Genomic DNA, 13,191 nt, shown 5'->3' on the forward strand with positions numbered 1-13,191 from the left:
TTTTTGTGACAACAGATGTGCCAGCACCGATATAATATTGAGCCCTTCCATATTTTTGCTATTCCACAACTGCATTATACCGCAGATGATCAGTTAAAAAGTATATCTTTTTTCCCCGTATGTTCAAATAATGAAAGCCTACACATTGGCTTTTCCAAACCTACATAACATACAACAATCATTTTCTTGAATCTGGCCAAAAAATGATTATTCTATGTAATCCCATTTCTTATCTAAAATGTATTTTTCTTATACAAATACAAATTAATAGCGTCAGCTAATCGTCCTTCCAGTATCTGTGGATACGGCTTTGGGTTATACCCCTCGATAACGATATCATCAAAAAACAATATGGGGCAATATAAAAAAGGGATGGTCTGATAGCGCCGTCCCTTTTTCAAACCATCCCTATTTTAACCTCTCCAAAATCTTTACCCCATACGGCGGAAGCACAATACAGCCCGTTACATCTTCCCCCGTTATCATATCCTTGAACCGCATCTCCCTGAGATCCACTTGTCTCTCCTCGGGCACAAAGTTAAGTATGAAGACAAAAACCCTTTCTCCGTCAGTACGCATCTGTGCCGTTACGCCCTGTGGCAGTTCGGTATCCACCGCCTTCTTCAACTTGAGCTCAGCAACAAGAGCTCGATAAAAATCCGTAAGGAAATCCCCGTTATTTCTAAATGCAATATAGTAGGCTTTCCCCTTGCCAAAGGAATTCACCGTGAGGGCAGGCCTGCCGGCATAGAAGTCATCCTTGTAAGTAGCCAGCACCTCAGCAGTCTCGGCATGTATCAAGTCGCACAGTTCCCTAGCCTCATATTCGCCTTTGAGCCCCAGCGGATTTCCATCCTTCATAACCACATGATTTACATCGTGGTCATACAGCGAATCTATCTCCTCAGACCATATGCCAGTCACCTTTCTCAACGGCCCGGGGAATCCTCCAAGGAAGCAAAGGTCATTCTCATCCACAATGCCGCTCCAGTATGTGGTGACAAATGTACCTCCTTCTTCCACAAACTTCTCTATCCTCTCGGCTACTCCCGGACGCACCATATACAGCATGGGAGCGATGAGCAGCTTATAACCCGAAAAATCACAGTCCATATCTATAACGTCCACGGGAACGCCGTTTTCCCAGAACGGCCTGTAATGGGACTGACAGGTTAGCAAATAGTCCTTCTTATCCTGTATGAGGCCCTTCATATCATCTATTGCCCAGCGGTTTTCCCAGTCATAGATTATAGCAACCTCGGGCCTCACCGTCGTACCTATAATAGGATCTAACTTCTCCAATACCTTGCCAACTTCCGCCACATCTCTAAATACTCGAGTATTCTCATGGCCGCAGTGATCAACAACAGCACCGTGGAATTTTTCCACACATCCCCTGCTCTTACGCCACTGGAAGTATTGCACCGTATCCGAACCATGGGCTACCGCCTGGATGGAGGATAAGAGATGCATGCCCGGCCGCTTTAGCTTGGCCACTTTCATCCAATTGGTCATGCTGGGCGTGCTTTCCATGAGCATAAAGGGCTTTCCACCCTTTAGAGAGCGGTTTATATCGTGCACAAAAGCCACTTTATACGCCAGTTCCCAATCTGGCTCCTCGCCGTGCCATCTCGGGTAGTTATCCCACGAAATCACATCCAGCTCAGGAGCAAACTTCCAGTAATTTAGACCAGGGTATGTCCCCATAAAATTAGTGGTAACGGGAACATTCGGCGTAATTTCGCGCAGCGGGGCAATCTCGTTTTTCATAAATTCTACAGTCTGATGGGTCACAAACCTCTTCCAATCCAAATTGAGCCCATGGATAGACCCTTCTCCATGAGGCGCAGGAGACTGTATTTGATCCCAATCAGTGTATGTATGGCTCCAGAAACTCGTCCACCATGCACGGTTGAGCTTATCCAAATCGTTGTCATACTTCTTCTTCAACCATTCCCTGAAAGCTTGTTGGCATAGCTCACAGTGACATTCTCCGCCATACTCATTGGACACATGCCATGCCAGAAGGGCAGGGTGATCCTTATAGCGCTCTGCTAGCTTTTGATTTATGAGGCGCGTCTTTTCACGATACACAGGGGAGGTATAGCAGTGGTTATGCCGCGCACCAAACAGGATCCTCTGGCGATTTGGCAAAACGCGGAGCACCTCAGGATATTTTTGAGCCAGCCATGCCGGCCTTGCCCCACTGGGGGTAGCTAAAATAGCATAGACTCCGTTCTCAGCCAGCTTGTCCATAATGGTATCCAACCATCCAAACTCGAACTTACCTTCTTCAGGCTCCAGGCTGGCCCACGAGAATATGCCCACCGACATGACATTACAGTGGGCCAGCTTCATCAGGCGCATGTCTTCATCCCATATTTCGGGCATATGTTTCCATTGATCGGGATTATAATCGCCGCCATGTAAAAAGTGCGGAAATTTCGGGTTTATAGGGGGATACTTCATGGGTTTCATACCTATGCACCTCCAGAAATTTTCTTTTACCGCACTTTGTTTTACCATCAGAATTGCTCAAAAATGATGTCCAATATCTTCAACGTTAAAATATCCATTAGGTAAGCTCCAACCGCTCTTGCGAATTGCAGCCAAATCACTATAATAATATAATGTAATGTAGCTATATTGATATTGTATAATGATAAAATACTCATTTCAATCCAAATATATTGACATATATATGGCTATATTGACTTCAAAAGGGGGATAACGTTCTATGAAGACCGTTTTTCCAATGGTTACAGGAGAAGAAGACAAGCTTCCCTTTTATGTCAAAGGCATAGGAATACAGCAAAACCAAGAACACATCATAAGGCCATCGGGCCTACCATTCTATCAATGGCTTCACTGCGTAAAAGGGAATGGCCAATTGATCATCGAAGGTAATGTATACAGAATCTCCGAAGAAATGGGTTTTTTCCTTTGTCCCAATGTACCCCATGAGTACTTCGCTGTCACCCAGCCCTGGACCACCTACTGGCTTACATTCGATGGCCCGGCCCTTGATCCCTTGTTTGACCTGTTAAACATAGGCAAATGGAACATCTTTCACATATCGTCCCTACAAACCCTCGAAGGACTGCTGAATGAGATATATCTCTCGATATGCTCTGAAAGCCCACTTAAATTGGTGGAATGTTCTTCGCTGCTTTACCAGTTCCTCATAAAGCTCAGGGCATGTGTCCAGCCCGATCTGTTATCAAACGCTCTATCGCCATACAAACAGCTCCAACCCGTCATCAACTATATGGAACAAAACTACTTTTTGAGCTTATCCTTAAACGATATGGCTGCCATAATAAAGGTCACCCCATATCACCTATGCCGCCTCTTTAGGCGCGCCTTTCACATGACACCCTTCCAATATCTGACCAGGCTTAGAATACAAAAAGCCAAGGAATACTTGATACAAGTTCCTGGCGCCACCGTGAAAGAAGCTTCACAAAAAGTGGGATATAGCGATGTTAGCTATTTCTGTGCCGTATTTAAAAAATACGAGGGGGTCACGCCGGTAGAATTCAAAAAGATCCACGGCGCTATCTGATACATCAGAAGGCTCTTTGAGCGAAGAATATGACCAAAGGGAGGGTAAAAAGGCAAAACAAAGTGGTCATAACTACTGTCTGAACGGCAAACTCATGTTCATTTTCAAATTCTACCGCAATTAATACCGTATTTACGGCAGTGGGAAGAGCTGCAGATATGAACAGCGTCTTTGCCATTACCCCGTCAATCCTCAAAAAAACTATCAATAAGTAGGCCAATAAAGGTGCCACGCAGAGGCGTAAAAATGCTGCCCAATAAACATCAAAATCTTTAAAATTGAAGTTAACCCGGGACAGTTGAATCCCCAGTATTAACAGATTTACAGCTACTAGGGCATCGCTTGAGTATTTAACAGCCGGCCACAGAAAAAAATTTTCCATATCATAAGGGATAAACTTTAACAATAGGACCACCAATATGGTATAAACTATAGGCATTTTTAAAATGGCCTTTACTGCCGACCTGAAATCCATTTTTCCCCTTGCCGCATTATAAAACCCCAGAGTATAGTTTAGCAAATTCTGACTTATTATAATCATAATCTGATTGGATACCGCGTACTGCAGCATAGGGGTATTAGCAAAAGCCAGAGATATCAGAGGCAATCCCAAATTTCCCGAATTGTAAAACATCACCGCGTTTTTAAAAGCATTTTTCCTGGTATCGTGGTAACTATTTAGCCTAGCCACCACAGAACTTATCAGAGACAGCAATATGACAAACACTACAGTAAAGGTCACCGGCATTAATAGGTCGGGATTAATGGGAGCCTTATACAGGTTTACGATCATGGTAGCAGGAATAAACACATATACGCTAAGCTTACTTAGGGAATGAATCTCCAAATTAAATTTTTTGCCAAGCATATATCCCAGGCCTATCAAAAAAAATACGGGAGCAATGTTATACAGCCATATATGCAGCAGCACTATTTAACCCCTTCCCCCATTCAACATAACAATATTGAATAGAACATCATTTTACAAAGGATGCTTTAATTTCATAGCCAGGTTTGCGAAAGGAGATTATGTCCAACAACAGCATAGCACCTCTCGCAAATCAAAAAAATGGAGTGACCCGCCCATCACTCCCATAAAAATACTCCTATGATTCTGTATAAACTATACTGACCAGGTAATCCCCGTCTTTATTACCCTGGCAGGATTGCCTGCTACCAGAGAGTTTGGAGGAACATCCTTGTTAACAAGAGAATTAGCTGCAATTACGCAGTTATCACCTATGGTTACTCCCTTCAAAATGGTACAATTGCACCCTATCCATACCTTATCCCCTATCTTTATGGGTTTGCTAATGCAATTTTGCTTTCCGTCCTCATAGATGATGGTATGGAAATCAGTATCCAATATGGTGGTCCCCCACGCAATGGCGCAATCCTTTCCAATGCTGATGCTGTTTGCACAGTGTATAATCGACGACGCGGTTATATAGGTGTTATCCCCTATCGTCAAGCTAGCACCGGGCTCCAAGATTACCCGCACCCCAGGTCCTAGCTTTACTCTACCGTTTATGTGGCAGGTTGCCCCTTTGGGCAGTTTCAAATAGGCTCCTGCACCGCTTTGCTCTCCAATATATCTTCCGCCCAGATACAGCCGTCCATCAATCTGCAGCTTGGCCTTGCGGGATTTCCTGATCTTGCTTCCCAAGTCCACTATAAGGGGAAATCTATAAAACCTCATTCCAAAGAGCCTAAGCCCCACAAAAAAGCTATAAATAGCATTGATAATGAGCTTGGGATTATTCAAAATAATCCTTATAGCCTTCCTTATCCTGGGTTGATTGAACAAGCGGAACCCCAACCATGGACCGTATCTATTTGGGACAGCAGTTTCTACTTTGCCGTTGTACATCGTTCTTCACCCTTTCTATCCTATGTACGGGTTGCCATATGGACTGGGTATATGGGCTCCGCTAAATGATAAACTCCTCATGTAAACCTAATCTGGGCTTGTAAGTTGTGTATATCCATTGCAATACGCCCGCCCGGCTACTCTATTTTAACATGATTTTAACTTTTGTACAAGCATAATTAATTCAATTACATAGCTTAACAGATATTGGCCTCAGAAATATATTACCTCCCCCTCATCTGCAGACTGCCTGGCTTTTAAGCATGCTTCGGTTACGTAAAATGAATCATGGGCTGTAACCAGGCACTGACCTTCTCCCCTTATTTGCCTCAAGAAATCAGCGAATATATTTTGCTGAGGCAGCAGTGGAACCTCCCTGATGCCCTCTATATCATCGTTTATCAGGTACACCTTGCCGTTTCTCACCTCAAGGACGCCCCGGGTACCCACAACCCTCAAACGGTCATCGTCATGGGTTGGCGCCTGCTTGGGGCGCAGGTAGTCTATGCTCACAGAGCCGAATACCTCATTGGAAAGCGTAAAGTGGCACAACGCCGATACCTCAAGCTCTCCATGCTGGCGGTTATACCTGGTAGAATGAGAAGCAAAGACTGATTTAAATTCTTGACCGCTAAACCAGTAAATCCAGTCGATGGCGTGGCTGCCTACCCATGGAATAGTGCCTCCATAGGTCGAGCGGGATTTGTAAAACTCGCTTCTCTGCCCCAACTTATATGATTTTTGGGCATTCATGAGGCGTATTTCCCCTACCACGCCGTCCCTGACCAGATTCCATGCCGTAATGAAATGGGCTGAATACCTGATGCCAAACATGGCCGCAAGGTGTACACCTGAACGAGAATAGGCCTCCTTAAGCTGTTCCAGATCCTCGAAGGTGGTGGCTACCGGTTTTTCCACAAAGGCATGTATTCCCCTCTCAAGCACCTGCATTGTAACCTTAGCATGATGCCCGAAGAAGCAATTGATCACTGCAATGTCGGGCTTTACCTCATCAAGCATACGCCTATAATCTTCATATACCTTGGGTTCATGCCCTATCCTGCAGGCAGCTCGATAAGCAGGGCTTATATCTTCACCCTCCGAGCCGGGAGCTATACCCATAATTACGACGTCTTTTTCCTCCCTTATCCCCTCGATGGCATATCTATAATGCCCGCTTGAACCTATAATAGCAACTTTCACAGTATATCATCTCCTTTAAAATACCTATAACCTCTTAAGTCTACCGCCTTTCCAGCCTTGGCCCATTCCACGCCGATTTCATGCGGCAGCTTCCATTCTCTATAGCACTGCTTTAAGACATCGTTAAGCCCTTCCACCCAGGTCATCTTCGTGCTTTCATCATACTTGAGCAGCTTTTCTGGGAATTGCCCAATCCGCGGCACAGACTCCTGCATGCCGTTGATACATATGGTCTGAGAAGTGGCCGCCTCAATGCCGCACACCACAGGCTGCAAGCCCTTAACTGCATCTATGGTAAGCCACAGCTTCTTTATCTTTTCCTTCTCGGGATCCCCGTAAACCTTTCGGGTGCCGTCATTGAACAGGGCTACAATCTCGCCGCTCTCATCTTCCAAAAGCCCATATACTACCTTTGCCTTTTCAAACTCAAAGCAAAAAGTGGGTTGTACCGTCTCGTTAACGGCATGAGTAGCGTAAAACAACAGCTCAACACCCTCTTCGGTGAATACCCTCACCGCAGCGGTATCAAAATTTTCAATGTTATTAGCACGGTAGAGCTCGGCAATAAGGCTTGCTGGCCTGGCGCTCTCGTCTTCCTTTTTGCCAAGTACGTAGAACATATTGTGCAAATGATGAGCCGTTGCGTTGTTTGCAACGCTGTCCAATACCCACCTGCCCTGGTCATCCCTCAGCTTTCCGGCCCAGGAGTTCCTGCTGTAATAATCATGATTTCTGGGCCACAGCACCATTGTCTTGAACCTTTTTGGTTTGCCAAATAAACCCGACTGGATATCCCTCTTAAGGGTACGAATAGCATTGCTATAAGACCACTGGTAACCGATAGCAACGATTTTGCGTGCATCATCCCTGGCCTTTATCATCTGATGGGCTTCTTGAATGGTGGCGCTCACCGGCTTTTCACACAGAACGTGGCTGCCCTGGGATAAAGCAAAACAGGTCTGGATACAATGAAAATGAATAGGACTGGATATAATAGCCAGATCAGCTTTAAAGCTTTTATAAAACTCCTCCATGGAAGAAAAAATTGGTACTCCTAAATCCTGTATTCTTGATAAATTTCGGCATCCCTCTGGCTTTGGATCGACAGCTCCTACTATCTTGAAATCTTCCCGTTCCAGGTTATTCAGCAGGGCATCCACATATATATTGCCGTATCCGCCTATACCTACAAGCAAAATAGAAACCCGATCATCTTTGTACATTGATATTACCTCCTCAGAAATCATTTTAATGTAATATAGATGGGTGTAATATATACGGGCTTCGCAAACGATTGCAGAAACTCAACATAAAAATTGAATTAAATTCCTGCCAAAACTTAAAGCCCGCTTAATACAACCATATATAAAGGAATAAAAACCAGGCTAGCCATGGTAGTAACAGTCACCATGGTAGCAGCATACTTGTAATCAGCCTTATAGGCTTGAGACACAATAGCTATCTGCGTCATGGTTGGCATGGCAGCTTGTATGACAAAAACCTTTTTCATAAGCACAGGCAAAGGCAAATAATATACAAACATCAATATAAGCAGAGGAGCCAGTAAAAATCTTCCCACCAATATGGCCAACATATCTTTATTAAATCTCGCTTTTTCTATGGCCACCGAATTTATTACGATGCCTATATAAAGCATTGATAGAGGCGTAGTAAGATTGCCTATATATTTACATGCATCCATGACAAATCGAGGAAGGTGGATATCCAGCAAGATCAACGATAGAGAAAATAAAAAGCTCACCAGCGGAGGGGACATTACCTTCTTAAACCTGACATATACCGGCTGCCTTCCTTCACACACGTCATCACGTTTCTGCATACCATTAACCCCAATAGTCCAAAACAGGGCTGTATTAGCAATGTAATACAGCAATGCAAATATGGTACTTTCTTCCCCAAACAGCGCTATATTAACCGGCAATCCAATAAATATGGTATTTGAAAAAGCAAACATGGATACAAAAATTCCTCGTTTGTGTGGAGGTATATCCAGCAGCCGTGTCAGCAACAATCCTACTCCATATAACAATAGCATACATACTACAGGTACCAGCACTCCTGCCCCGGCCTCAAGCAGCATCGTTCTGTCAAAGGTATTGAGCAAGTTTGACACAATTAGGGCGGGCAAAGATATTTTTATTACCAACTTTGAAAACAGGCCTGAAATTTGCTCATCAAACCATCCGCGACGGCTGAGTATATACCCCAATAAAATCATGGATAATATGCTGAGAACTCCTTGTATTGCATCCAACATCTCGATTCCTAGTCCTTTCCCTGTAATAATTATTCTGCTATGGGCTTCTTAAATATAATCCCATTGATTTTCCACAAACCGGCTTTTCTTTCGAGCAATATTATCTTCTCGCCGTTTTGCCAAGGAGGAGGAGTCTTGACCTCTTGATCTTTCTCAATAGGCGTTGCTGTAATATCTGACACTACCTCTTCCACAACAACTCTGGTGGAATCTTCCCATGGCCATACCCATAATTTTTTGATGGAAAGCTGAAGTTTGTAATCTTGTATAATAAAGTCAGCATATACATTGTTGTTTAATAAAGGATCCGAATTCAAGAAAGTGGACGAAAAGAACTTTTTCAATGAAACGTTTTCATGATTGTTCATAATCGCGTCCACTCTCTGCGTAAGCCCCTCAGTGACCACAATATATATATTAGCACAATCATACGCAGTAAAAGTAACCAATATGGCCAATAATATTAATATGAGCAAGGCGACAACCCGTTTGGCAATATATTGTATAAACCTGAGCATTATATTCAAAAACAAACACCCGCCTCCTGCATAAAGTACACGCTCTCACCTCATCATAATAACATAAAAAAGGGGGTTTGTAAATTTGAACTTAGCTTCCATCACCCCCCCTTAAACGCTATAACGCCTTCAATTTTCTACTGATCCACTTGCCGAAGTCGTCAATAAGCGAATATATAACGGGTATCACCACCAGGGTCAGAAAGGTAGAAAACGTCAACCCGCTCATAACAGTAACTGCAAGAGGTACCTGGAGCTCCGAACTTTCACCCAATCCCAGCGCAAGCGGCAAAAGTCCAAGTATGGTGGTCAGGCTGGTCATGAGCACCGGCCTCAATCTGGTAACCCCGGCCTGCACTATTGCCGGCTTAAGATTGACGCTATTCTCACGAAGGCGGTTTATATAGTCCACTAACACGATACCGTTGTTGACCACAATCCCCACCAGCATGATGAACCCAAGAAAGGCCGGTACGCTCAACGGCTTTCCAGCTATCAGCAAACCCATCAGTCCCCCTGTGAAAGCCAGCGGCACGGTGAACATAACGGTAAACGGATGGATTAGCGACTCAAATTGTGAGGCCATTATCATGTATACCAGAACCACTCCTAGCACCAATACCAGCCTTAGATCGCTAAATGCCTGCAATAGCTGTTCCTGTTCGCCCCCATACTCTATAAAATACCCTTCGGGAAGCGGATAATCATCCAGACGTTCCTGAATGTCCTTCATAACATCGCCAAAGCTTCTGCCTTCATAACTGCCACTTACAGTTACCACGCGAGACTGGTCATGCCTTTCAATCCTTACCGGCCCCTGAGCATACTCAAACCTGGCCACGCTCTTTAAGGGAACTGATACCCCTAAAGGCGAAGTTACCATTAGATTCTCCACATGCTGTGCCTTAAAAAGCCCATCGTCCGGTAGCTGAACGCGCACATCGATCTCGGTGCCCTCTTCCTTATATCTAGTAGCTACCACTCCCTGCAGCTGGCTTTGAACGGCCGATGAAATCATAGCGACATTGAGCCCATACTGCGAAGCCCTTTGCCTGTCTATAACTATGCGGAGCTCAGGCCGGCCTTCCTCGAAGCTTGAACGCACTTCACGGGTACCGGGCACATTTGATACTATCTCCACAACATCATCGGCTATTTTTTTAAGCACACTCAGGTCCTGGCCTTTTATGCTGATGGATATAGACGCCCCCATTATGCCCAACCCCAATCCGGCAAATCCGCCGCTAGCGTTTACCTGTATCTGGCACCCTGCTATTTCCTTGACCTTTTGCCTTATTTCCTCGCCCACCTGTTGTGTGGTCCTGTTCCTTTGCCCAAGGGGTTTTAGTACAGCTGTAATACTACCCTGGTCCCTGGCAGAGCCGCCCATTATCATGCCCAGCTGTTGTCCTCCTATACTGGCCCACACCATCTCAACCTCCGGGATTTCGCTTACTATTTTCTCAACCTTCTGGACGGCCTCCAGGGTTTCACTAAAGCTGCTTCCTTTGGGCAAGCTGACCTCAATCTCTATCTGGCCCTGATCCACCGTCGGGAAGTATTCCACTCCTACCAGAGGTAGCAATACGATGCTCATGCCGAAAACCACAGCAGTAATAAGCACAATCGTTTTCCTGTGCTCCAGGGACCATTCCAGCATGCGCCTGTATTTCTCCGTCACACGCTCCACGGTAACGTTTTTCTTGCTAAAGCCCTGGCGGGTCACCAACTTGGATGCCAACATGGGCACAAAGGTAAGGGCCACCCCCAGGGATGCCAGCAAGGAAAAAGTAACGGTGATGGACAGCTCCCTGAATATCTCGGCCGTCATACCCTGGGTAAAGACGATGGGCAAAAAGACGCATACCGTCGTCAAGGTAGAAGCCACTATAGCCATCGTTATTTCGTTGGTACCCTTTTCAGCGGCATCAATGGGATTTAAGCCCTGCTCCCTCATCCGATATATGTTCTCAAGGGTCACTATCGAATTATCCACCATCATGCCCACGCCCAGGGCCAATCCACCCAGCGATATTATGTTTAAGGTAATGCCGCTGAAATACATTAAAACAAAAGTGGATATTACCGAAAAAGGGATGGATACCGCAATAATCAGTGTAGGTGTAATGTTTTTCAAAAAGATAAGTAATATAGCAATGGCCAGTACAGCGCCTATATAAGCATTGCTGGTTACGGCCGAAATGGAACTCTTGATGAATTTCGACTGATCCACTATGGTCATAACCGATATATCGGGATAGGACTTCCTTATGCTCTCCAATTCACGATTTACCTTTTCAGCCACCCGGACGGTATTCGCAGTGCTCTCCTTGTAAATCGATATGGACAAGCTGTCATGTTGATTGACCCTGGAATACTGTCGGTCATCTTTTACGCCCTTTTCAACCCGCGCCAGGTCTCTCAAAAGATATGTAGTACCAGTGGAGCTCATTACAGGAACATTCAGCAATTCATCAAGATTTGTAAACTGCCCTGAAACCCTAACCAGCAGGTCATACTGCCCATCCTGCACAACTCCGCCGGGCAAATTCAAATTGCCCGCCCTTAAAGCGCTCACGACGAGATCCATGGATAGGCCATAGCTCATCAGCTTCTCGGGATCAACTATAACCTTCACCTCTGTTTGCTTTGCTCCTAAAATTGAAACCGATGCAACGCCTTCAATGCGTTCAATGCGCGGCTTCAGCACATCCTCCACCCATACCTGTAGTTCTTGATCGGTCTTGCCCTCCTGAGATACAGCAAAACTCATTATGGGCAACATGTTTGGATCAAGCTTGAGCACTATGGGATCAGACACTCCGTCCGGCAACACGCCCCTTATCATGTCCAGCTTTTCGCGTACCTCCAACGCAGCTACGTCCATGTCGGTCCCCTGCGTAAATTGGAGTATAACCAGCAAACTACCCTCGGAAGAGATGGAACGCATGGATTCAAGATTGCTGACTGTTGCCAAAACGCTCTCTATATTGCGTGTTACTATGTTCTCAACTTCTTCAGGACCTGCACCGCTATACTGCACCGACACCACCATGACGGGCAGATTTATGCTGGGCAATAGGTCCACATTAAGCCTTGACAGCGAAACAAAGCCTAAAATGAACACGATCAGCACTACCATAACGGTGGTCACAGGTCTGCGAATGCTCAATCCTGCGATATTCATAACGTGCCATCCTCCTGAATTTTTAACTATTTATCTCCGATTGCATCCATTGCGGAAGCCACATTTTGCACCTGTAATATATTTGCCCTGCATAAATGATGATTCCACTGCGCTTCTGCTTACTTTGCTGACTTATAGCATCCTTCAACTCTCCTGCTTAACTACATTAATCTCCTGGCCTTCTTTGAGATAGGCCTGGCCCTTTACAACAACCTGCTCACCGCTCTTCAACCCCGAAATGACCTCTATCCTCTCACCACCATCCATGCCAAGTTGTACCTCTCTTCTCTCCACCGAGCCACCCTTAACGACAAACACATAAGCCTTATCCCCTTGCCGTACAATCGCCCTTTTGGGCACTACAACAGCATTCTCCTTTTTGTCAAGCACCAGGACAGCCCGTGCAAACATGCCGGGACGCAACTTTCCAGACGAATTATCGATCTTTACCCTCACCCCATAGGCCTGGCTCCTGGGATCGGTAGAAGGGCTCACCCACTCAACTACGCCTTCCACCGGCTGAGAACCCGCCGCATCAACATACACGTCAACCTTTTGCCCCGGCTGAAC

Annotated in this window: 10 protein-coding genes; 1 reads left to right on the plus strand and 9 read right to left on the minus strand. The window is 45.3% G+C overall.

Annotated elements, in window-relative coordinates; genetic code table 11:
* Positions 1 to 408: 408 nt before the first annotated feature.
* On the minus strand, positions 409 to 2,469 hold the full coding sequence (locus FWJ59_RS04600; RefSeq protein WP_414480817.1) for a beta-galactosidase: 2,061 nt from the start codon (positions 2,467 to 2,469) through the stop codon (positions 409 to 411).
* Between the two features lie 268 nt (positions 2,470 to 2,737).
* Between FWJ59_RS04600 and FWJ59_RS04605 the strand changes: the two genes are divergently transcribed.
* Complete coding sequence (locus tag FWJ59_RS04605; protein ID WP_414480808.1) at positions 2,738 to 3,565, plus strand: AraC family transcriptional regulator; 828 nt, start codon at positions 2,738 to 2,740, stop codon at positions 3,563 to 3,565.
* Positions 3,566 to 3,569: 4 nt separating this feature from the next.
* On the opposite strand, the gene FWJ59_RS04610 is transcribed toward FWJ59_RS04605, so the two are convergent.
* The 8 genes from FWJ59_RS04610 to FWJ59_RS04645 form a co-directional block, all read right to left on the minus strand.
* Complete coding sequence (locus FWJ59_RS04610) at positions 3,570 to 4,496, minus strand: AEC family transporter (RefSeq protein WP_414480809.1); 927 nt, start codon at positions 4,494 to 4,496, stop codon at positions 3,570 to 3,572.
* Between the two features lie 192 nt (positions 4,497 to 4,688).
* Positions 4,689 to 5,435 carry an acyltransferase gene (locus tag FWJ59_RS04615; RefSeq protein WP_414480810.1) on the minus strand — a complete coding sequence of 249 codons (747 nt, stop codon included), beginning with the start codon at positions 5,433 to 5,435 and terminating at the stop codon, positions 4,689 to 4,691.
* Positions 5,436 to 5,648: 213 nt separating this feature from the next.
* A complete protein-coding gene (locus FWJ59_RS04620; RefSeq protein ID WP_414480811.1) occupies positions 5,649 to 6,638 on the minus strand; it encodes a Gfo/Idh/MocA family protein in 990 nt (329 codons plus the stop codon).
* Entirely contained in the window at positions 6,635 to 7,861 is a 1,227-nt protein-coding gene (locus tag FWJ59_RS04625) for a Gfo/Idh/MocA family protein (protein ID WP_414480812.1), read from the minus strand. Before FWJ59_RS04625 ends, FWJ59_RS04620 begins: the two co-directional genes overlap by 4 nt.
* A 116-nt stretch (positions 7,862 to 7,977) precedes the next feature.
* A complete protein-coding gene (locus FWJ59_RS04630; RefSeq protein ID WP_414480813.1) occupies positions 7,978 to 8,916 on the minus strand; it encodes an AEC family transporter in 939 nt (312 codons plus the stop codon).
* A 29-nt stretch (positions 8,917 to 8,945) separates the two neighbouring features.
* The gene (locus FWJ59_RS04635) at positions 8,946 to 9,449 is read right to left on the minus strand and encodes a hypothetical protein (RefSeq protein WP_414480814.1); all 504 of its coding nucleotides are present in this window, start codon (positions 9,447 to 9,449) and stop codon (positions 8,946 to 8,948) included.
* Between the two features lie 103 nt (positions 9,450 to 9,552).
* Positions 9,553 to 12,621 carry an efflux RND transporter permease subunit gene (locus FWJ59_RS04640; protein ID WP_414480815.1) on the minus strand — a complete coding sequence of 1,023 codons (3,069 nt, stop codon included), beginning with the start codon at positions 12,619 to 12,621 and terminating at the stop codon, positions 9,553 to 9,555.
* A 144-nt stretch (positions 12,622 to 12,765) separates the two neighbouring features.
* Positions 12,766 to 13,191 (minus strand): efflux RND transporter periplasmic adaptor subunit (locus FWJ59_RS04645; RefSeq protein WP_414480816.1); only part of this gene is annotated, 426 nt, incomplete at its 5' end.

This window comes from Caldicoprobacter sp. (assembly GCF_047459465.1).
Classification (GTDB): Bacteria; Bacillota; Clostridia; order Caldicoprobacterales; family Caldicoprobacteraceae; genus Caldicoprobacter.